The following is a 20,456-nucleotide window of genomic DNA, read 5'->3' as shown; positions in this document are numbered from 1 at the left end:
GAAAAAATCTGAACACCCTGCTGGGGAAGTTGAAACGGCTGGCCCCAATATCAAACAGCTGAGCGACTACGCCGCAGCGCGAGAGATCGTTGATGCGCTCAAGAGCGAGATTTGGTGGGAACGCTACAGCCTAAGTCGTAGCGTTCTGTTTTACACGGGGTAAATGCCCCGTCCTACAGGGCTATTTATCAACGCATGGCGTCGATAACTTTTCTTCAATTTCTGGTGCACTTGCCTTGCCATAAGTGTTGCCTTGGCGAATCCAGCCAAATCGATCAATGTAAATTTCTTTTCCCGGAAGGCGAATAAGAGCTCTTGTATTTCCAGGCTTGTAGTCGGGTGCCTCATGGCTAGGAAATAGTTGAGGGCTTAACGACTCTGCTGCAGAGACAGATATGGCTCGCTTCTCAAATGCACGCGCCTCAATTGATGACTCGCTCTCAGGGGTGTATAGCTCGGCATCAAAAGGAATCCAATATGCCTCGGCGCACTCAGCTTTCACGAACTGAGGTGCTGCAATCGCTAAGAATAACAATGTAGTAGACATTTTGTTCATGTTTAGCATCCGCATGACTTGTATTCATAAGTAGTTCTTTCTGGAAGGCCAAGCTCTCTTCTCACTGGGTTCTCGTTGGCATTCACATTGTTCATCTGGTTTGCCCCATCATCCCATGTCTTGGTTGCCGCATGTCCAACCTCATGTGCCATGATTGTGGTCGTATTGGCACGTTGATCACCTTGGGTTGTATTCGTCATGGGACTATAGTTCGGGTCAATTCTAATTGCCCGAACCTTGCCTTCATACCAAGCGGAGTTATGAGAGTCTTTCGATGTGATCAGATAGTAGTTGGGGGCCTCCTCCAGTTTCCTACAAATTTCCTCCCCATGTTTTGTTTTTCTTACCTCGTCATAAGCTTTTTCTAAAGCTGCGCTACCGGGAGAGTCATCAAATCCTACTGCCAATCCATATGGGTCTATAAGCTTAATCGGGTTTGCATAAACATATCCGTAAGTATTTAGCCCGCCGTTAAGCCCAATCGGATCACTTTCCACATAGCGCCCGGTCTGCGGGTCGTAATCCCTGAAGTAGTTGTAATTGAGCAGTGTTTGCGCGTCATAAAACTGACCAGGGAATCGCAATGGAATGCGGGTGATAACTCCGTCTCCGTCTACATCCTCATTCGGCGCCGCGTCGCCGTACGCATCACTCACCCAACTCCACACCACTCGATCCGTACTTGCCAGTCGTGGTGTATTCAAGTGATCCGGGTGAAGGTAGACTAGTTCGCTGTCAGCATAAGAGCCTTGGTTGTAAGTTAACTTAAATTGTGCGATAGGCATGCCCTTAAGCCAGATCCAATAGTAGGTCAACGTTTGTTGACCAATAGGATTGTAATCCGTCTGTCCGATCAGTTCTCCCGCCAGTCCGTAGAGGTAGACGCTACCGCTAATGATTGCACCGCTCATAGGGTCATAGTTGATTTGGATGCTTCTTTGGCCTTTTGCGTTATAAGCATAGGACGCCATTTTTTGTGTCCCCGCTTGATAAGCCGCGTTCATCCGCCCGCTGTCGTCGTAGGTGTAACTCAATCCATTGCTGTATTGTTTCACATTGCCAGCGGCATCATAGGAGAGTGCAAACCCGTTAACGGTCTCGAGTTGGTTGCTGTCCGCTGCCACGGTAGTGTACTGAGAATCGATGATGTCGCCGGTTATGAGATCGGTTGTAGTGCGCAGGGTGCGATTGCCCCCAGCATCGAGGAAATAGTCCTTATGGGTGTTGGTTGTCTGCTCCCGCGTCAGGCGGTTAAGAGCATCATATTGATACTGCACCGCCCCCCAGAGGTTGTTTTTTTTGTCGATTATATTGCCCACCGAATCATGCCTGTATTGATTCTGCCACGTGCCGACGCTTTGGGTGGTGAGTTGGTAGTTCTGATCGTAAGTGCGGGTCAACGACATACCATTCCCCCAGGTCATTTGCGACACTGGGCCGAAGGGGGCATAACCGATATTGCTGGCGATAGAAAATGTTTTACCCATAAAAACGACACTTACCGCACTGATTTGACCCGCGACATCATGAGCGTAGTTCAGTGCGATGTCGTCAGAGTAGTTATGATTCGTCAGCTGTCCAATACTGTCATAGGTGAAACTCTGAGGGATCCTCACGCTGATCTCATTCAGGTTCAGGATACTCTCCTTTGCGATGAGCAGTCCGCGTCCGTCATATTTGTAAGAGGCTGTGCCACTGGCATCCTGAATGCTGGTAAGACGCCCTATACCTTTATTATCAGCGGCACTTTGATCGTAAGTGTATAGCACGTCCAGCGCTGGGTTTGACGGATAGTGCTGGGCGACTAGGCGGTTCAGTGCGTCGTATTGGTACGTACTGATTACACCTCGGGCGTCGGTTTTCTGAGTGAGGTTTCCGCTGTTGTCGTAGGTAAAGGATGAAGTGCCACTATCCGGGCTTTGCACCTGTATGACCCGACCATGATTGTCATAGACGTACTGCGTCGTTACTCCGCGCGGATCCACAAACTGGGTGAGTTTGTCGTCCGTATTGTGAGTCAGCTCACTGATTCCACCGAGTGGATCCGTCACTTGAGTGACCCGACCCAAGGCGTCAAATACCTGACTGGTGGCGTTACTGCGGGCATCGGTGTGTTGAGTCAACTGGCTGTTGAGGTCGTAGGCATATCGGGTTGTTTGGCCGCTAGCTCCGACATGATTCAGTAAACGCCCTAGTTCGTCATAGGTACGTTGCTGTTGATGTGTCAGAGCACCGCTGGCATCCCTGATTTGCTCTACCGTGCGATTGCCCATTGCATCAAGGGTATAGCTCCGGCTCTCCCCCAAGGCATTGGTTACACCTGTCAGGCGACGAGCATCGTCATAGGTATAAGCTAGAAAGCTGCCATCTGGAGCGGTGATCCGAATGAGGTCGCCGACTGCGTTGTAAACATATTGAGTGGTAGAGTCAGCCGTACTGCTGGAGGCCAGCCAGCCTTGCCGGGTGTACGTAAATGTAGTTACAACCCCATTGGGATCAGTAACTGTTTGCGGCCGTCCCTGGCTATCAAAATTAGATAGAGCGACGACTTGGCCGAGCGCGTTGATAATTGTGTTCAATTTACCTTGAGCGTCATAAGTATATTGCGTGACGTCGGCCACGTCGATTCGCGGCCCATCGATGCTGGCGACTTGACCAAAGGCCGTGTAAGTGTAATTAATCGTACTATCGGTAGATGCACGCAGTGTTACCGATGTGCAAGCCACTAACACAGAAAGAGTGCCAAGGCAAGACGCAGGAAATGACATGATTAGATCCTTCTAAAATTTGGAAGCTCAGTTTGAGGTGACCTGTTTACTTGAGAGCCTTCCGTTGTCATCGTAGGTGTAAAGCTTGGTTTGACTGGGTTCGATTACCTTTGTTTTTAAATGGCGTGAAGGGTCCCATTCGGTAATAGTTGTTCGGGCGAGTAGTGTGCCACTGGCTTCAGTGCGACTAACCTCCAATCCTCTATTATTGTAATGAAAGACAGTAATATTCCCTAATGCATCGGTTTTCTCGGAAATCTGGCCGCGGTCATTGTAGGAAAGAGTTGAATTGCTAAGTGGGCAATTGCTTGATGGCTGGCCAGTAATGGATGTTACTTTCTTAACGCCTTGAGTGGTTTCGAATTTATAAATTGTTGTTCTTCCGAGTTCGTTGGTGACGGAAGTCGATCCATCAATGTTATATGTAATGGTTTTTTTATAGGCTCCATTGGCATGTTCACTTGATATGGCACGACCCTGCTCGTCATAGTTCCAAGTTGCAAAGCGTACCCCTCTTTCATCCACCATGCCCGTGAGGAGGTTTGAGTTCGTACTGACCTCATATAAGTAGGTCCTGTGTTCTGTGGTTTCGTCGCCCTGATATTTGATGCTGACAGAGCTTAACTGTCCATGATCATTATAGGAGTAGGTAATTTTCACATCTTGGTTCTCTACAGAAAGTGGCTGGCCTAGCCCGTATTCTTTTAATGTCAAGTATTTTCCGTACTCGTCTGTCAAGGTTACTGCATCCCCTGAGTAGCTGATCATTACCTTCTGGCCGAGGGAGTTGTTTTTTGAAATTAGTTTTCCCTGATAATCAAATACTAATTTTTCATTGTTGGAGGACGTATAGGTCCAAGTTGACTCAAACCAATTTCCGTTTTCGAGTAGAGTCAGGTGCCCTAGCTCTGTTGATTCTGGGGTCGTCACATCGCCTGAGCGAGTGAAGTTGATCTGTCTGCCATCATCTTGCCTCATGACTACCTTGTCAGAAGTTATAAATAGGCGCTGGGAATATGAGTGTCTCCAAATACCTTCTTTACTGTTGTAATGTCTCTCCAGGGTCAATGGTGAGCCGCTTGAGGCAGTGTAATCATGCTCGACCTGAAATTTATTTCCTGTTGCGTAGTTTATCGGGTTTCCAGTGAAAGTGTTTGAATCGCAACTTTGAAATGGTGGGATGCCTAGCTGTTTTCTATCGATCTCTCCAGTCATTGCGTCGCATGCACCTGTCCCTGGATTAAATGACTTTCCAGCAACGCATCGCACGCCGTACCTATATACGGTTATTTGCCGCGGATAGAAGTCGTACGGAAAGAATGAGCTTCGTAGCTGTATTGAGCAGTAAGCCATTACAGGGTTAACAAATTGGTATCGCATATTCGTGATGCGGATGGTTTCTTTCTTGATATCTTCCTGTGGGTGAGGCCAAGAAGGTGGTGAATATACTATCTCTGCTACTGCCCGGCAGGCGGATATAATATCGGGTTGGGGTGGGGTTCTCCAAGTATAACCAATCCAGCCATTTTCGGCTTTTAATGAATCAGAAAATAGAAAAGCATATATTGTAAGTAGCGTGGTTGAAAGTCGAAAAATGTTTCGGTGCATGCTAGCACTCCTTGCGGCACAAGTTTTCATTGGGTTTGATGTTTTGTTGCGGTATGTATTGTAGGGTTTTTATGTGAGTGGATTGTATTTAAAAAGGTCGATAAAAATCTTCGATTAATCGATTCAATATATTTAATGGTGATGTCTGGTAGGGGTGAAAGTACGGTTGGAAAGAGTGAGTGTATTTTAAGTGTGTAGGTATTCGAGTGGTGCTTTTTTAAATAGTAACTTCCAACGCGGGTGCGTGAGATGAAGTTCAGCTGTATTAAGTGCAGTTTTGCGGGTGGAGAGCGAAAGGGGTGGCCGCTTCAACATCAAACTGTTGTCTGATCACACCGCAATCGTCGGAGCGCCACCTGGAGCAGGCTCGCTCCTACAGGGTCATGCAGTGGCTTGTGCGGTGAACCATTGCATCACCGGTGCGCACGCCGGATGCGATACCGCCGAAGGTTGCAGACACAACGAGTAAATCCCCCGAGTCTTCAACGGCTCACCGAACGGAATCACCAGTTCTCCCCGTTGAATCGACTCTCCCGCCAGGGTCATGTCGGTCATCGCCACGCCCAGGCCACGGGCGGCGGCATCGAGCGCCAGTTCGTCGAGGTTGAAGGGAATGTGCCGATAGTCATGCAGCGCCTTGCCGCCATGGGCTGACAGCCAGACCTGCCAGTCATGTTGATCGGAAGAGCGGTGCAGCAAGGCGAACCCCGACAGATCCTCCAGTGAAGCCAATGGCCGGGTCGGGGTGCCCAGCCCTGGCGCACATACAGGCACCAATGCCTCTTCGAACAGGGTCAGGCAATCGGGCGCCGTGACCGGCTCGGGCAGATAGAGAATGTAGGCGTCGCTGTCACTGGCCGGCTCGACCACTTCGGTGGCCACGGTTTCGATTGCCAGGGATACGTCCGGGTGATGCCGGTAGAACTCGCTCAGCCTGGGCAGCAACCAGCGCACCGCCAGTGACACGTGCATGCGAATGCGGAACGGGCGCTTTTGCGGCGCAAGCCGGTCTTCGAGGCTGCGCAACTGTTCGAGGATGCTGCGGGCGCTGGCCAGTACCTGTTCGCCCTCGGCGGTCAGTTGAAGGCTGCGGCTGCTCCTGACAAACAGCGCCACTCCAAAGTGGCTCTCCAGTTGCTGGATCTGTCGGCTCACGGCGCTTTGGGTCAGGCAGAGCTTTTGCGCCGCCTGGGTGAAGCTACCCGACCCGGCAACCTCGATCAAGGCTTGCAAGCCCTGCAGCGAGGGCACGTGGCGAATCTTACTCATGCGTTTTCAGAATGCCTCGATGATTTAATAACGTTGGTTGCCCGTGTTTGGAGCCTTTAGATTCTAGTCATTGCCACCGTCCTCGAAAACAGCTTATGCAAATTTTGCATGCAGTGCTGCTTTGGGTCGAGGCGGTTCGCAGAACAAGAATCTGAGGTGACACATGGAAAATATCTGTGGCTGGATTGCGCAAGCGGGGAGTTCCCCCTTGCGCGACCCGCTCAAAGGCACGCAGCAAGCCGACTGGCTGGTGATCGGTGCCGGCATCACCGGTCTCAGTGCGGCGCACGCTCTCGCGCAAATGCACCCCCAGGCACGCATCGTGGTCGTTGACCGCCAGCGGGCTGCGCAGGGGGCATCGGCGCGCAACTCCGGTTTCGTGGTGGCCCATGAGCATCCCGCCGCTGGCGAGCTACTGGGTAGCGACGGGTTCGCCGGGTATCAAGTGGATACGGCTATCGGCCGCGCAGCCGCCGACGAAGTCCGCAAGCAGATTGCCCGCCATGGCATCGAATGCGATTTCAGGGAGTCGGGCTATTTCTTTGCCGTCAGCGATCCACGCAAGCTGACCCAGGTCGAGGCCAAGTTGCAGACCTTGCGTGCCGTTGGCGCCAGCGCGCAGTTTCTGCAGGGCGAGTCGTTGATCGAGAAACTCGGCAGCCGGCACTACCGCGCCGCGATCTGGTGCGGCAACGGCAATGCGCTGCTGCAACCGGCGAAGTACGTTCGGGGCTTGCTCGATGCCCTGCCGGCGAAAGTGACGGTCTACGAGAACACCGATATCACAGGGCTTGAGCGCCTGGGCAACGGCCAAATTCGCGCCCGGGGCCAAAACGGTTGTGTCGAGGCCAAACAGGTATTGGTCTGCCTGAACGCCTTTATCCCTCGCTCGGGCATCGATGACAGCGGCACATTTGCGATGGAGCTCAGCGCCAGCCTCACGCGGCCGCTCAGCGATCAAGAGTTTAAGGCCCTCGGTGCGCCGGCGCCCTGGGGCGTGCTGTCGACCCGCCCGTTGGGCGCCACCGTGCGCCTGACCCCGGATCGCCGGGTGATGATCCGCAATACTGCGGAATACCGCTCGCGGGATCTGTCATTGAGCGAATTGTCGACCCGCCGCCAACACCATGTGCTGGGGTTGCAACGGCGTTTCCCGATGCTTGGCGAGCAGGACATCGAATACACCTGGACCGGCCATCTCAGCGCTTCGCGTTCCGGGCAGCCGTATTTCGGCAAAGTCGAGGAGGGCGTTTTCGCTGTGGCCGGGTGCAATGGTTCCGGCGTGGCGCGGGGCACGCTGTGGGGCCGCTTGCTGGCGGAGCTGGCCTCGGGTCATGAGTCGCCGCTGATGCACTCGGTCATTCAACGGGCGCACCCCGGCTGGCTGCCGCCCAAGCCCTTGCTCGACATCGGTGCCATGCTGCGTATGCGCGTGGAAACGGTCCGGGCCAGAAGCGAAATCTGAAAACACCCGTTTCTCAACAAGAACAAAAGCACTTCCCATCGAAGGTGATTCAACATGCGCGTCAATACGCTTTCCCTTGTGGCCCTGATCTCGACCTTTTCCGTCGCCACTTATGCCGACGAAACCGTCAACATTTCCAACTGGAACGGCTACATCGCCGACGACACCCTGGTCAACTTCAACAAGGACACCGGGATCAAGGCGACCTACGACATCCACGACAGCAACGAAGTGCTGGAATCGAAGCTGATGACCGGCAACACCGGGTATGACGTGGTCAGCCCGTCGAACCATTTCCTGTCGCGCCTGATCAAGGCCGGCGCCATCCAGAAACTCGACAGGGGCCAGTTACCCAACTGGAAAAACCTCGACCCGGCGCTGATGAAGAAACTTGAGGTCAACGATCCGGGCAACCAGTACGGCTACCCCTACATGTGGGGCACGGCGGGCATCGGCTACAACGTGGAGAAGATCAAGGCGATCTTCGGCAATACCGATGTCACCCGTTCCTGGAGCCTGTTTTTCGACGAGAACAACATCAAGAAACTCAGCGAGTGTGGCGTGGCGATCATCGACAACCCGACACAGATCCTGCCGATCACCCTCAATTACCTGGGCCTGCCGCCCCACAGCCATGAGCCTGCCGACTACAAGAAAGCCGAGCAGGCGCTGCTGAAGATCCGGCCTTACGTCCAGTATTTCCACGCGTCCAAGTACATCAGCGACCTGGCCAACGGCAACGTCTGCGCGGTGATCGGTTTCAACGGCGACATCGTGCAGGCCGCCGCCAGTGCAAAGGAGGCGAAAAACGGGATCGATATTGCCTACTCGATCCCGGACGAAGGTTCCACCTTGTGGCTGGACATGGTGGTCATGCCCAAGAGCGCGCCGCATGAGAAGAACGGTTACGCCTACATGAACTACCTGCTGGAGCCGAAGGTGATTGCCAACATCAGCAACAGCATCCACTACGCCAACCCCAACAGTGCGGCGGATGCCTATGTCGACCCGGCGGTGAAGCAGGACCTGGCGATCTATCCGCCGAAAACCTTGATGGACAAGCTGTTTACCGTCGAGGACTTGCCCGCGGCTATTGCACGCCTCAGCACGCGGCTGTGGACGAAGCTGAAAACCAATACCTAACGTCGTGCGTACATCTGTCACTTGAGCACAATCACTGTGGGAGCGAGCTTGCTCGCGATAGCGGTGTGTCAGACACCTAAAATGTCGACTGACACTCCGTCATCGCGAGCAAGCTCGCTCCCACAGGTTTCGATGCGCTTCAGCAGGTTGTTTCAGGAAGGTTTTTCGCTGGATCGGCTCAGGCGTCGATGGCCGGGAAGTCGATGTCGGTCAACGCTGCGTTGTTCAGGTAGTTGGTCAATGTCTGCGAGGCCACGTGGGCGATCACTTCGATGATCTTGCCGTCATCGATGCCGGCAGCACGGGCTGTGGCGATCTGTTCGACCGTCAGGTGACCACGGCTTTCGGTGACTTGGCGGGCGAGGGTGGCATAGGCGTTGAGCTCACCCTGACGTGCGCTGAGAATGTCCTGGCCCGACAGCCCGGCCTTGCTGGCGAACAGCGTGTGAGCGGCCAGGCAGTAGTCGCAGCCGTTGACCTGCGAGGTGGCAAGGAACACCGCTTCTTTTTCCGTGGCGCTCAAGGATGTCTTGCCCAGTGCGGCCGAGTTTTGCAAGTACGAGGCCAGCACCGCCGGGGCGTGGGCCAGTACCTTGAACAGGTTGGGCAGAAAGCCGATTTTCTTCTGCACGCCTTCCAGCAGCGGGCGGGTGGCATCGGTGGCGTGTTCCAGGCTGATCGGGGCAATGCGGGTCATGGTGATACTCCGTGGTGTAAGGCGCGGAATGCGCTGGGTACGGAGCTCATGTTAGGGAGAAGGTCTGGCGTATTGGGTGCAAATCGTCGAGGATATGCGACAGATCGTCCAGAACTGCTTCCGGGAGCCTGTCATGGATCGCTTGTCTACGTTGCTCACACACTTCGGCGTCAATGCCGGCACCTTCCATAGCGGTACGTTCTGCGGCACCGCGGCCTACGACGGCCAACAGGCCAGCGGCCATTTGCATCTGCTTCAGGCGGGCGAGTTGCTGCTCAAGATGGGCGACCAGCCGGACCTGCAACTGACCGAACCGAGCCTGATCTTTTTCCCCCGGCCCTATCGACATCGCCTGTTCGCGTCTGAAGCGTCCGGCACGCAACTGGTGTGCGCGACCCTGGATTTCGACGGCGGAGCGGGCAATGCCCTGGCGGCGGCGCTGCCGGATTATCTGGTGCTCAAGCTCGATGAAATCCCGACCCTGGCCGGGACCCTGGAATGGCTGTTCAACGAGGCGTTTGACGGTACGTGCGGACGCGAAGCGGTGATGGATCGCCTGTTCGAGCTGCTGGTGATTCTGTTACTGCGGCACATCTTGAGCACCACTGGCCAGCAACCGGGCATGATGGCCGGCCTCGCCGATGCGCGCCTGGCGCGGCCCCTGAGCCTGATGCACGAAAACCCGGCCAAGGCCTGGAGCGTGGCCGAGCTCTCGGTCGCCGCCAACATGTCGCGGGCCAGTTTCGCCGAGCACTTTCGCCGGGTGGTCGGGCAGACGCCGGTGGATTACCTGGTGAGCTGGCGCATCAGCCTGGCGCAGAAACGCCTGCGCGAAGGTCGACCGATTGCGTTGATCGCCGAGGAGGTCGGCTACGAAAGTCCCTCGGCGCTGGCCCGGGCGTTTCGGCGCAAGACCGGGCTCAGTCCCAGGGAGTGGAAAGGTAGTTGATTCACCCGAAAACCCTGTGGGAGCGAGCTTGCTCGCGATAGCGGTGTGTCAGACACCTAATATGGCGACTGACACTCCGTCATCGCGAGCAAGCTCGCTCCCACAGATACAGTGATGGTTTTAGCTGTGCATCAGAACTTGAACGCCTGCCGTCCCACCAACAACCATTTACCGTCCTGCTTTTGCCAGATCTGGAAGTTCTCGATTTCGGTTGGCACCACTTCAGTGCCTTTCAGCGCTTGCGCCGAGAAGTGGTGACGGACCAGCGCGACATCGCCGGAGACGGTAATGGTCTGGTTTTGCATCTCCAGGGTCTTGAACGCGCTTTTGCCGGTTTCGATATCGGCGATGAAGGTCTGCTTGTCCTGGATCTTGCCGCTGGAATGCCCGTAGGTCAGGTTCTCGGCGGTCAAGGCGTTCAGCTCCGGAATGTCTTTGTGCAGCATGGCCTGGGTCAGATGGTCGACCGCCTGGGCCACGTCCTTGTCCGCGGCAGCCGGGGTGGCGGCGACGTAGCCGCTGAACAGGCACAGAAAACCGATCAGCATTTTTGCTTTTTTCATGGGTGTTTCCTTGTTGTTGTAGGGGTAGCGCGACGACTGGGCGAATATTTGTCAGTCATCGTACAACGTATCATGCGCTGGAGGAAAAAAGCGAACTTGCCTGGCAGCCTTGCCTCGAAGTTAAAGGGGCGATGCCCTGACTTCGAGGTATTGCAGTCATGCAGCCGAACCAGCGTTTACGGCACGACCTGACGTTGCTCATGGTGTTTCTGGCGATTGTCGTGGTGTCGGGGTTTTCTCCGCGCAGCCGGGTGGACTGGGCGCTGGAAAACCTGCTGGTGCTGTTGTTGGTGGGGACGCTGGTGGCGGTTTCTCGCTGGTTCCGCTTGTCTGCGACGTCGATCACGCTGGTGTTTGCGTTTCTCTGCGTCCATGAACTGGGCGCCCACTACACCTATTCCCTGGTGCCTTACGAACACTGGTCTTCGGCGTGGCTCGGGTTCAGCTTCGAGCAAGCGTCAGGCATTCACCGCAATCACTACGACCGACTGGTGCATCTGAGCTACGGGCTGCTGCTGGTTTATCCGGTGCGTGAAGTCCTGTGGCGCCTGACGCCGCTGCGCGGGTTCTGGCTGTTTTTCGTGACCCTGAACGTCATGTTGTCGACCTCCGCCCTGTATGAGCTGGTGGAGTGGATCGGCGGGGCCTTTCTGGGCAATGACACGGCGAATGCCTTTGTCGGCGCGCAAAACGATCCGTGGGATTCGCAAAAGGACATGGCTATCGCGCTCGCCGGTGCGTTTGTCAGCCTGTTGCTGGTGTCTTTGCGTGGCATGGCGCAAAAGCAAGCGGTGACGACGGCAAGGTGATCGGGCAGATGGCTTCGGCGGGGCAGCTGTCGCAGTCGGTGGTTCGGTTCAGGCTTTGAGGTAGAGGTTGTCTGACAGGACGCCATCGCGAGCAAGCTCGCTCCCACAGGGACAGGGGGGTGTACACAAATGCTGAGTACATCCAACCCACTGTGGGAGCGAGCTTGCTCGCGATGGCAATAGCCCAGACAACGCTGGACCAGCGGCCTAAAGATACTTATCCGTCACCGCCCCCTCCGAAGCACTGGACACCGTCTTCGCATACTTGGCCAACACCCCGCGCGTGTACTTGGATGGCGGCCGCACCCAGCGCGACTTGCGCTCGGCCAGCACGGCATCGGAGACATCCACCGTGATTTGCCGGGTTTCAGCATCGATGATGATTCTGTCGCCATTCTCGACCAGCGCAATCGGCCCGCCTTCAAAGGCTTCCGGTGTGATGTGACCGACCACGAAACCGTGGGAGCCGCCGGAGAAACGCCCGTCGGTGATCAGCGCCACGTCCTTGCCCAGCCCCTTGCCCATGACCGCCGATGTCGGCGACAGCATTTCGCGCATGCCCGGGCCGCCCTTGGGCCCTTCGTAGCGGATCACGATCACTTCGCCGGGCTGCACTTCGCCATTGAGAATGCCGGCCAGCGCACCTTCCTCGCCGTGATAGACCCGGGCCGTGCCTTCGAAGCGCAAGCCTTCCTTGCCGGTGATCTTGGCCACGGCACCGCTGGGCGAGAGGTTGCCGCGCAGAATGACCAGGTGGGAGTCCTTTTTGATCGGCTGGTCGAAAGGCCGGATCACGTCCTGGCCGGCGGGGTAGTCCGGTACGTCGGCGAGGTTTTCCGCCAGGGTCTTGCCGGTGACGGTCAGCACATCGCCGTGCAGCATGCCGGCATCGAGCATGCGCTTCATCAGCGGTTGAATGCCGCCGATGGCCACCAGTTCGCTCATCATGTACTGGCCGCTTGGGCGCAGGTCGGCGACCACCGGGGAAATCTTGCCCAACTCGACGAAGTCATCCAGGGTCAGCTCGACATCCACGGCGTTGGCCATGGCCAGCAGATGCAGCACGGCGTTGGTCGAGCCGGCGAGGGCGATCACCACGCGGATCGCATTCTCGAAGGCTTTGCGGGTCATGATGTCGCGCGGCTTGAGGTCGAGCTTGAGCAGCTCCATGACCTGCTGGCCGGCGCGGAAGCTGTCCGAGGCCTTGTCGCCGCCAATGGCCTCCTGGGAACTGGACCCGGGCAGGCTCATGCCCAATGCTTCAATGGCCGAGGCCATGGTGTTGGCGGTGTACATGCCGCCACAGGAACCGGGGCCGGGAATCGCCACTTCCTCGATCTGCTTAACCTGGATCTCGCTGATATCGCCCCGTGCGTGCTGGCCCACGGCCTCGAACACGGAAATGATGTCGGTGTGGCCGGCGCCCGGCTGGATGGTGCCGCCATAGACAAAGATCGACGGGCGATTGAGCCGCGCCATGCCGATCAGGCAACCCGGCATGTTCTTGTCGCAGCCGCCGATGGTCACCAGGCCGTCGAAACCCTCGCAACCGGCCACCACTTCAATGGAGTCGGCGATCACCTCGCGGGACACCAGCGAATACTTCATGCCTTCGGTGCCGTTGGCGATGCCGTCGGAAATGGTGATGGTGTTGAAGATCACGCCCTTGGCGCCCGCAGCGTTCGCGCCTTTTTCGGCTTCGCGCGCCAGCTTGTCGATGTGCATGTTGCAGGGCGTGACCATGGCCCAGGTCGAGGCGATGCCGACCTGCGGCTTCTGGAAGTCAGCATCGGTAAAGCCCACCGCCCGCAGCATGGCACGTGCCGGTGCGGCTTCCACGCCGTCGATCACTTGAGAGGAGTACTTGCGCAGATCGTCTTTGTCGCTCATGACTGCTCCTTTCGCTCATGGCTGTTCCTATCGCTCGTGGCTGTTCCTATCGCTCGTGGCTGTTCCTCTCACACTTATGGAGAAAAACAGGATGAGTATAGAAGGCCGGGCGCCCGGGCCCGGACTATCCGGTCGGGAACAGACGCGCGGGTAAGCCTTGTCGTGATATTCTGCGCGCCAACTTGGTTTGACCTATTCAGTTTGCATGTCCGCAAGACGTGCCGACGGAATCACTGTCGCTCAAGTAGCTGAAGCCAATAAAGATAAAAAGTCAGTTCAGAAGGGACATTAAAGTGGGGTCGATGCGGTTCATCGGCCTTGTGTGCCCACCCTGCAATCCTTGAGTGCCGCACCCGTGACTGCCGTGAAACATGGGGCTGTGCGCGTGAGGATGGAAGGGCGGATGGCGTTTTATCATAGGTGCTACAGATGTTTAAGAAAGTAAACACGGCCCTGCTGGGGCTGGCTTTGTCGATGGGGATGTCATCCGTCCACGCGCAAGAGGCCAAGAAAGTCGATGTACTGCTGATTGGCGGCGGCATCATGAGCGCCAYCCTGGGTGTGTGGCTCAATGAGCTGGAACCTGGCATGTCGATGGAAATGGTCGAGCGCCTCGACGGCGTCGCCGAGGAAAGCTCCAACGGCTGGAACAACGCCGGTACCGGTCACTCCGCCCTGGCCGAGCTGAACTACACCCCGGAAGACGAGAACGGCAAGGTCTCGATCCCGAAGGCCGTTGAAATCAACGAAGCGTTCCAGATCTCCCGTCAGTTCTGGGCCTGGCAGGTTCAGCAAGGCGTGCTGAAGAACCCGCGTTCGTTCATCAACTCCACTCCGCACATGAGCTTTGTGTGGGGCGATGACAACATCAAGTTCCTGAAAAAACGCTACGAAGCCCTGCAAGCGAGCCCGCTGTTCGCCGGCATGCAGTACTCCGAAGACCCGGCTGTGATCAAGCAGTGGGTGCCGCTGATGATGGAAGGGCGTGACCCGAACCAGAAAATCGCCGCCACCTGGAGCCCGCTCGGCACCGACATGAACTTCGGCGAAATCACCCGTCAGTTCGTTACGCACCTGCAAACCACGCCGAAGTTCGACTTGAAGCTGTCCAGCGAAGTGCAGGACATCACCAAGAACGCAGACGGCAGCTGGCGCGTCAGCTACAAAAACCTGAAAGACGGCAGCAAGACCGAAACCGACGCCAAGTTCGTGTTCATCGGCGCCGGCGGCGGTGCCCTGCACCTGCTGCAGAAGTCCGGCATTCCTGAAGCCAAGGAATACGCAGGCTTCCCGGTAGGCGGCTCGTTCCTGGTGACCGAGAACCCGACCATCGCCGAGCAACACCTGGCCAAGGCCTACGGCAAGGCTTCGGTGGGCGCCCCGCCGATGTCGGTTCCGCACCTGGACACCCGCGTACTGGACGGCAAGCGCGTGATCCTGTTTGGCCCATTCGCGACCTTCAGCACCAAGTTCCTGAAAGAAGGTTCGTACCTGGACCTGCTGACCACCACGACCACGCACAACGTGTGGCCAATGACCAAGGTCGGCATCAAGGAATACCCGCTGGTCGAGTACCTGGCAGGCCAGCTGATGCTGTCTGACGAAGACCGCATGAACGCCCTGAAAGAATACTTCCCGAACGCCAAGGCTGAAGACTGGCGCCTGTGGCAAGCCGGCCAGCGCGTGCAGATCATCAAGCGTGATGAAGCCGCCGGTGGCGTGCTGAAACTGGGCACCGAAATCGTCGCTTCGCAAGACGGCACCATCGCCGGCCTGCTGGGCGCCTCCCCAGGCGCATCGACCGCCGCACCGATCATGCTGACCGTGCTGCAGAAAGTGTTCAAGGACAAGGTCGCGACCCCTGAGTGGCAGGCAAAACTGCACCAGATCGTGCCGAGCTACGGCACTCAGCTGAACAACAACCCTGAGAAAGTCGCTGAAGAGTGGGCCTACACCGCCAGGGTGCTGCAGCTGACTCCGCCACCGGTGATTGCACCGGCTGTGACTCCAGTGACTGTCGATACTGATGCGAAAGCGCCGAAGGCTAATGCTGCGAGTGATATGGCTCTGTAATTAGAGGCCCAATCAAACAAAGCCCACTGAACCGGCGACGGTCAGTGGGCTTTTTTGTGGGCGACAACAAAGACATCGTTTCGAACAAGGCCTCTCTATGCCGCCAATGCTGTTCAGTTAAGGAAGTTAGTTGTAGGAGCGAGCCTGCTCGCGATGGACTCAAGAGCGCCGCGTTTAGCCAGTAAATACGCGTTATCGTTAACGACCATCGCGAGCAAGCTCGCTCCTACAGAGGACCACATTCGCTTAACTGAACAGCATTGCTCTCTATGCCGCACGCTTCGGCAGCCCCTGTCATCAATTGCCAAGTCACTGACGCTCAATGTGAAGCAGCCCGCTTGCACGGGACGATACTGGTTGGTTTACCGACCTCGAACAGTAAAGCGAAACCGCATTGGCACATGAAGTCCTGCCCCACTATTCTGACGAGGGACTGTCAGTTGCATCTCAATAAAACAATCAGAGAGAGCGCAGAATGAAGTTCAGTTTTTTAGACAGCAACCAGCCGAGCCGCCGGCGGGTTTTACGCGATGCATTCACTTTGGCTGTGGCGGCCTCGCCGTTGGCAAACCTCGCCAAGGCAGCCGACGAAAACGCCGAAGAAGTGACCTTTGCCGCTGGCCCGCGACCGTTGGTGCAATACCCGCAAAAACGCCCGTTGACCCTGGTGACCACGCGACCGCCGCACCTGGAGACGCCGTTCCCGGTCTTCAACGAAGGGCCGATCACGCCCAATGACGCCTTTTTTGTGCGTTACCACCTGGCCAATTTCCCGACCAGCATCGATCCGGACAGCTACCGCCTGACGATCAAGGGCTCGGTCGATACGCCGTTGTCGCTTTCCCTTGCCGAGCTCAAGGCCCTCGCCGAACCGGTGGAAGTGGTGGCCGTCAATCAGTGTTCGGGTAACAGCCGTGGCTTCTCGATGCCGCGGGTGTTCGGCGCTCAGTTGGGCAATGGCTCCATGGGCAATGCGCGCTGGGTGGGGGTACCGCTCAAGGCTGTGCTGGAAAAGGCGGGGGTAAAAGCCGAGGCCCGGCAAGTGACTTTCCGTGGGCTCGACAAACCCGTGCTGCCGAGTACGCCGGAGTACATCAAGGCGCTGGACATCAGCCATGCCATGGACGGCGAGCCGATGATCGCCTGGTCGATGAATGGCACCGACCTGCCATTTCTCAATGGTTACCCGATTCGCCTGGTGGTGCCGGGCTACTTCGGCACGTATTGGGTCAAGCACCTGAGTGAGATCGAGGTCGTCGACCATACCTACGACGGTTTCTTCATGGCCAAGGGTTATCGGGTTCCGGATAACGATTGTTTCTGCATTGCCCCTGGCACCACGGCGGCGAAAACCCAGCCGATTTCCAAGCTGCCGGTACGCAGTTTCATCACCAGCGTTAAACGCGGCGATGTATTGCCACTGAACAAAAGCGTGGTGCTCAAGGGCATCGCGTTCGACGGCGGCGTTGGGGTCAACAAGGTGGAGGTGTCGATCGACGGCGGAAAAACCTGGCGTGAAACCACACTCGGGCAGGACCTTGGCCGTTTCTCCTTTCGTGAGTGGACACTGCCGATCACTTTTACCAGCAAGGGCGCCACGCAGTTGATGGTGCGGGCCAGCAACAGTGCGGGCGAGACGCAGCCGCTGCAAGCCGACTGGAACCCCGGTGGCTACCGCCGCCACGTCGTCGAAACCAGCCACGTGACCGTCGCCTGAGGAGGACTGCATGAAACTTGTGAAACTCATGACCACCTTGCTGTGTGCGGCTCAGGTTGGTCTGGCCAGCATGGCGGGTGCAGCGCCACTGTCGATCACGTTGCCGCCCGAAACGGCGGCGCTCAAGCCCAGTACGCTGCCTGGCTACCCATTGGCGCAGCAGAAGTGTTCGATCTGCCATTCGGCCGACTACATCAACTTCCAGCCTCCGGGCATGAGCCTGGCGCAGTGGACCGCCGAAGCGGGCAAGATGCAACACGTGTACGGCGCGCCGATCAGCGACCAGGAGGTGAATGTGATCGGCGCCTACCTGGCGGTGACCTACGGCAGTGCCCAGGCGAGCGATGCCGATGTTCAGGCGGCCTCGAACCCGCCGGCGGATCAGCCACCGACGGTGTCGGTAGCGAAAGTCGCCTCGGCCTTGCTCAAGGACAACGCCTGCCTGTCCTGTCACGCGGTCGACCATAAAGTCGTCGGCCCGGCCTATCACGATGTGGCGGCCAAATATGCCAATGACCCGCAGGCCCTGGCCCGGGTAATGTCCAGCATTCAGCACGGCGGTAGCGGCAAGTGGGGGGATGTGCCCATGCCACCGTTCGCGCAGTTGAGCTCGGACGACTTGAAAAGCCTGGCGACGTTCATCATGAACCAGTGAATCATCGTTAGCCTGATGCGAAAAAGCCCACTGAACCGGCAACGGTCAGTGGGCTTTTTTGGGGGCGCAGGTTTGTTCAAGACTAGGTGTTGGCTGCACTGAAGCGCTTGAGAATGTCCTGGTACATTTTGGTCCGCCGGTGATCCAGGCCATATCCGCCTGCGGCAGCGACGGTGCCGGCCTGGACGTGGTCCAGGTACTTGAAGATTTTGCCCGGCGAAAGAAACACGACCTTGTAGCCAAGCCCGATCACCCGGTCTTGCAGCTCATAACCGGGCACCCGATCATCGATCTGAAAATGCAGACCCTGCTGCTTCATCAGCCTGCAATTCCATAGCGTGCAAAAGCTTTTCAGGTGGGTTTCCTTGTAGGGTTTCGGGTCTTTCGAGCGCAGGCCGAGCGATTGCTTCAGGCGCCGGTAATGGTGCTTGAGCAGGCGTGAAGTGAAGCGCCACACGGTCCTTGGCAGTCCGCGGTTGAGTTGCTCCGTGCAACCGACCGCTGCGACGTTTCGATCTTTTGTGCAGTGGTCCATCATCATCGCAAAGACGTTTGCATCGAAGACGAACGTGTCGGTGTGCATCAGGAACAGATAGTCGGTATCAACCCTGGCCAGCGCCATGTCCAGCGCCTTGCCATGGGCGATGTGCCCCGGCTCTTTGGTGGGGGCATCGCGCTCGATCAGATTGATCCAGTCGAGTGAGCGCAAATACTCGACGCTGGCGTCCGCCGAATCGTTATCGACCACCCAGACCGCAATTCCGGCTTTTAGTGCAGGCTCGCGCAAAAGGTCCAGGCAGATCCTGGTCAAATCAAGGGTTTTGTAATTAACCAGAACGATGCTGAACGGTGGTTTGGCGTTTGTATCGACACTACCCATCTTCGAAATGCTCGACGACCCAAAAGCGTCGAAGATTAACAGAGGTAATCTTAGCCCAAGCTTAATTTCACCTGGGCGGGTTGGTGTCGAGGCGGGTGCACGGCTTGAGCCGGTTGCCAGGGGCGCAGGCTATTGCTGCCTGATGGCCTCGAACGTGCCTGTGCGCACCTCGCCACTGCGGATGTAACGGGCGATCAGCACCCCCCTGGGCGAGCCGATCGAGTTCAGCAAGGTGAAGGCCGACGCTTGTGCGTTGTCGTCGAACAGGCGCTTGCCGCGGCCCAGCAGGATGGGGTGAATCATCAGCCGCAACTCGTCCACCAGGCCGGCGGCAAGCAGTTGGCGCACCAGATCGCCGCTGCCTTGTGTCAGTAGCTGAGGACCGTCCTGGCGCTTGAGCGCACTGATCGCGTCGATCAGGTTGCCCTCCAGCGCATGACTGTTCTGCCAATCCAGCGAGTCGGCGCGATGGGTGGCCACATGCTTGGCTACGCCGTTGAACAGGTCAGCAATGGTGTGGTGGGTGGAGTCGGCCTGAATGTGCGGCCAATAGGCGGCGAAGATGTCGTAGGTACGACGCCCCAGCAGCAATTCGAACGGCTGGGAGAACAGGTCCTGTACGGCCTGACCGGTGGTTTTGTCGGCGTAGGGGACTATCCAGCCACCGAAGCGGAATCCTCCACTGGTGTCCTCCTCAGGCCCGCCGGGCGCTTGCATGACGCCGTCCAGACTCACGAACGCGGCAACGGTGAGTGTGCGCATGTTCTTCTCCTGATTCATCCTGGTGAATGTGTTTAGGCAGGGAAGTCTGCGATCCCTTGGGACCATTCCCTGAAAGATAGTCGAACCGGACGCTGTGAAATCGACAATCGGGTGTGAATACCGTCCTTCCGGCTCCACCGTTGCGAGCCTTGATTGGATCAAGCAGCTAAGTGCTTAGCGCTTGATGGCCGATTTCTGCCTGATGCCAAAGGCAAAAAAAGCCCGCTTAATGGCGGGCTTTGTAATCGGCTTGTCCTATAGCGCGTGGTCCAGGCTCTTGCGGAATTCGTCCTCCAGCTTTCGACAAACCTCTGCGATTACGCTTTTCCCGACTGCCGGGCCGGAGTAGCTGTCTACTTCCTCGCGGCATCGTTCGGCGGCCTCTCGGGCCTGCTTTCTTTCCTTGCCTTGCGATGTGTTGCTGACATAAAAGCCGAAAGCCAAGTACAAGGTAATGGCGATAATGATTCCGACGACGATCTTGCTGACCAGGCCAATTCTCTTTTCTGACGGTAGCGGCCACCCAGGTGGGATTCGTATTTTTTGCCTGAGGTCAGATTGGCAGTGTTTGCATAAAATGGCTTCAGCCATGATGACTTCCGCGCAATAGGGGCAACTCTTTTTTCCAGCCTCCACAGATGAAACTCCTTTT

The 20,456-nt window shown here is 56.9% G+C and carries 17 protein-coding genes; 7 read left to right on the top strand and 10 right to left on the bottom strand.

Going from position 1 to position 20,456, the window contains the following annotated elements; genetic code table 11:
* Positions 1-181: 181 nt before the first annotated feature.
* The 4 genes from AC1D1M_RS27375 to AC1D1M_RS27360 all read right to left on the bottom strand — a co-directional run bounded on the left by AC1D1M_RS27375 (position 182) and on the right by AC1D1M_RS27360 (position 6,201).
* Positions 182-556 carry a hypothetical protein gene (locus tag AC1D1M_RS27375; RefSeq protein WP_477778096.1) on the bottom strand — a complete coding sequence of 125 codons (375 nt, stop codon included), beginning with the start codon at positions 554-556 and terminating at the stop codon, positions 182-184.
* Between the two features lie 2 nt (positions 557-558).
* The gene (locus AC1D1M_RS27370) at positions 559-3,324 is read right to left on the bottom strand and encodes an RHS repeat-associated core domain-containing protein (protein WP_477778095.1); all 2,766 of its coding nucleotides are present in this window, start codon (positions 3,322-3,324) and stop codon (positions 559-561) included.
* Positions 3,325-3,351: 27 nt separating this feature from the next.
* Positions 3,352-4,932 (bottom strand): DUF6531 domain-containing protein, encoded by a 1,581-nt coding sequence (locus AC1D1M_RS27365; protein ID WP_477778094.1) that lies wholly within the window; start codon positions 4,930-4,932, stop codon positions 3,352-3,354.
* 381 nt (positions 4,933-5,313) lie between these two features.
* A complete protein-coding gene (locus AC1D1M_RS27360; RefSeq protein WP_477778093.1) occupies positions 5,314-6,201 on the bottom strand; it encodes a LysR substrate-binding domain-containing protein in 888 nt (295 codons plus the stop codon).
* A 163-nt stretch (positions 6,202-6,364) separates the two neighbouring features.
* Here AC1D1M_RS27360 and AC1D1M_RS27355 point away from each other — a divergent pair, with 163 nt between their 5' ends.
* Together AC1D1M_RS27355 and AC1D1M_RS27350 are read left to right on the top strand one after the other, a co-directional pair.
* Entirely contained in the window at positions 6,365-7,666 is a 1,302-nt protein-coding gene (locus tag AC1D1M_RS27355) for an NAD(P)/FAD-dependent oxidoreductase (protein ID WP_477778092.1), read from the top strand.
* A gap of 54 nt (positions 7,667-7,720) precedes the next feature.
* The gene (locus AC1D1M_RS27350) at positions 7,721-8,809 is read left to right on the top strand and encodes a polyamine ABC transporter substrate-binding protein (RefSeq protein ID WP_477778091.1); all 1,089 of its coding nucleotides are present in this window, start codon (positions 7,721-7,723) and stop codon (positions 8,807-8,809) included.
* A gap of 178 nt (positions 8,810-8,987) precedes the next feature.
* Here the strand turns inward: AC1D1M_RS27350 and AC1D1M_RS27345 are convergent, their stop codons facing one another.
* Positions 8,988-9,506 carry a carboxymuconolactone decarboxylase family protein gene (locus AC1D1M_RS27345; RefSeq protein ID WP_046040389.1) on the bottom strand — a complete coding sequence of 173 codons (519 nt, stop codon included), beginning with the start codon at positions 9,504-9,506 and terminating at the stop codon, positions 8,988-8,990.
* 133 nt (positions 9,507-9,639) lie between these two features.
* Here AC1D1M_RS27345 and AC1D1M_RS27340 point away from each other — a divergent pair, with 133 nt between their 5' ends.
* A complete protein-coding gene (locus tag AC1D1M_RS27340; protein ID WP_477778090.1) occupies positions 9,640-10,455 on the top strand; it encodes a helix-turn-helix domain-containing protein in 816 nt (271 codons plus the stop codon).
* 131 nt (positions 10,456-10,586) lie between these two features.
* On the opposite strand, the gene AC1D1M_RS27335 is transcribed toward AC1D1M_RS27340, so the two are convergent.
* Positions 10,587-11,018, bottom strand: coding sequence for a nuclear transport factor 2 family protein (locus AC1D1M_RS27335; protein WP_477778089.1), 432 nt, complete (start codon positions 11,016-11,018; stop codon positions 10,587-10,589).
* 158 nt (positions 11,019-11,176) lie between these two features.
* On the opposite strand from AC1D1M_RS27335, the gene AC1D1M_RS27330 reads away from it, so the two are divergent.
* Positions 11,177-11,827 (top strand): DUF2238 domain-containing protein, encoded by a 651-nt coding sequence (locus AC1D1M_RS27330; RefSeq protein WP_477778088.1) that lies wholly within the window; start codon positions 11,177-11,179, stop codon positions 11,825-11,827.
* A gap of 207 nt (positions 11,828-12,034) precedes the next feature.
* Here the strand turns inward: AC1D1M_RS27330 and ilvD are convergent, their stop codons facing one another.
* On the bottom strand, positions 12,035-13,717 hold the full coding sequence (gene ilvD, locus AC1D1M_RS27325; RefSeq protein WP_477778087.1) for a dihydroxy-acid dehydratase: 1,683 nt from the start codon (positions 13,715-13,717) through the stop codon (positions 12,035-12,037).
* 429 nt (positions 13,718-14,146) lie between these two features.
* Between ilvD and mqo the strand changes: the two genes are divergently transcribed.
* The 3 genes from mqo to sorB all read left to right on the top strand — a co-directional run bounded on the left by mqo (position 14,147) and on the right by sorB (position 18,162).
* Entirely contained in the window at positions 14,147-15,790 is a 1,644-nt protein-coding gene (mqo, locus tag AC1D1M_RS27320; RefSeq protein ID WP_477778086.1) for a malate dehydrogenase (quinone), read from the top strand.
* Between the two features lie 475 nt (positions 15,791-16,265).
* On the top strand, positions 16,266-17,507 hold the full coding sequence (sorA, locus tag AC1D1M_RS27315) for a SorA family sulfite dehydrogenase catalytic subunit (protein ID WP_477778085.1): 1,242 nt from the start codon (positions 16,266-16,268) through the stop codon (positions 17,505-17,507).
* A 10-nt stretch (positions 17,508-17,517) separates the two neighbouring features.
* Entirely contained in the window at positions 17,518-18,162 is a 645-nt protein-coding gene (gene sorB / locus AC1D1M_RS27310; protein WP_477778084.1) for a SorB family sulfite dehydrogenase c-type cytochrome subunit, read from the top strand.
* An 82-nt stretch (positions 18,163-18,244) separates the two neighbouring features.
* Here sorB and AC1D1M_RS27305 read toward each other — a convergent pair whose 3' ends face one another.
* The 3 genes from AC1D1M_RS27305 to AC1D1M_RS27295 form a co-directional block, all read right to left on the bottom strand.
* On the bottom strand, positions 18,245-19,042 hold the full coding sequence (locus AC1D1M_RS27305; protein WP_477778083.1) for a glycosyltransferase family 2 protein: 798 nt from the start codon (positions 19,040-19,042) through the stop codon (positions 18,245-18,247).
* Between the two features lie 129 nt (positions 19,043-19,171).
* Positions 19,172-19,804, bottom strand: a complete 633-nt coding sequence (locus AC1D1M_RS27300) for a dihydrofolate reductase family protein (RefSeq protein ID WP_477778082.1) — start codon at positions 19,802-19,804, stop codon at positions 19,172-19,174.
* Between the two features lie 255 nt (positions 19,805-20,059).
* The gene (locus AC1D1M_RS27295) at positions 20,060-20,395 is read right to left on the bottom strand and encodes a hypothetical protein (RefSeq protein WP_477778081.1); all 336 of its coding nucleotides are present in this window, start codon (positions 20,393-20,395) and stop codon (positions 20,060-20,062) included.
* Between the last annotated feature and the right edge of the window lie 61 nt (positions 20,396-20,456).

Source organism: Pseudomonas sp. P1_F7, from assembly GCF_056405655.1.
Note: the sequence above shows the minus strand (reverse complement) of the source record. Positions and strands in the feature narration are given on the sequence as shown.

Coding starts and splice junctions, on each gene's coding strand:
- AC1D1M_RS27375 (WP_477778096.1), bottom strand. CDS start 556: ATGAACAAAATGTCTACTACATTGTTATTCTTAGCGATTGCAGCACCT.
- AC1D1M_RS27295 (WP_477778081.1), bottom strand. CDS start 20,395: ATGGCTGAAGCCATTTTATGCAAACACTGCCAATCTGACCTCAGGCAA.
- AC1D1M_RS27355 (WP_477778092.1), top strand. CDS start 6,365: ATGGAAAATATCTGTGGCTGGATTGCGCAAGCGGGGAGTTCCCCCTTG.
- sorA (WP_477778085.1), top strand. CDS start 16,266: ATGAAGTTCAGTTTTTTAGACAGCAACCAGCCGAGCCGCCGGCGGGTT.
- AC1D1M_RS27305 (WP_477778083.1), bottom strand. CDS start 19,042: ATGGGTAGTGTCGATACAAACGCCAAACCACCGTTCAGCATCGTTCTG.
- sorB (WP_477778084.1), top strand. CDS start 17,518: ATGAAACTTGTGAAACTCATGACCACCTTGCTGTGTGCGGCTCAGGTT.
- AC1D1M_RS27350 (WP_477778091.1), top strand. CDS start 7,721: ATGCGCGTCAATACGCTTTCCCTTGTGGCCCTGATCTCGACCTTTTCC.
- AC1D1M_RS27370 (WP_477778095.1), bottom strand. CDS start 3,324: ATGTCATTTCCTGCGTCTTGCCTTGGCACTCTTTCTGTGTTAGTGGCT.
- AC1D1M_RS27360 (WP_477778093.1), bottom strand. CDS start 6,201: ATGAGTAAGATTCGCCACGTGCCCTCGCTGCAGGGCTTGCAAGCCTTG.
- ilvD (WP_477778087.1), bottom strand. CDS start 13,717: ATGAGCGACAAAGACGATCTGCGCAAGTACTCCTCTCAAGTGATCGAC.
- AC1D1M_RS27365 (WP_477778094.1), bottom strand. CDS start 4,932: ATGCACCGAAACATTTTTCGACTTTCAACCACGCTACTTACAATATAT.
- AC1D1M_RS27330 (WP_477778088.1), top strand. CDS start 11,177: ATGCAGCCGAACCAGCGTTTACGGCACGACCTGACGTTGCTCATGGTG.
- AC1D1M_RS27335 (WP_477778089.1), bottom strand. CDS start 11,018: ATGAAAAAAGCAAAAATGCTGATCGGTTTTCTGTGCCTGTTCAGCGGC.
- AC1D1M_RS27300 (WP_477778082.1), bottom strand. CDS start 19,804: ATGCGCACACTCACCGTTGCCGCGTTCGTGAGTCTGGACGGCGTCATG.
- AC1D1M_RS27340 (WP_477778090.1), top strand. CDS start 9,640: ATGGATCGCTTGTCTACGTTGCTCACACACTTCGGCGTCAATGCCGGC.
- AC1D1M_RS27345 (WP_046040389.1), bottom strand. CDS start 9,506: ATGACCCGCATTGCCCCGATCAGCCTGGAACACGCCACCGATGCCACC.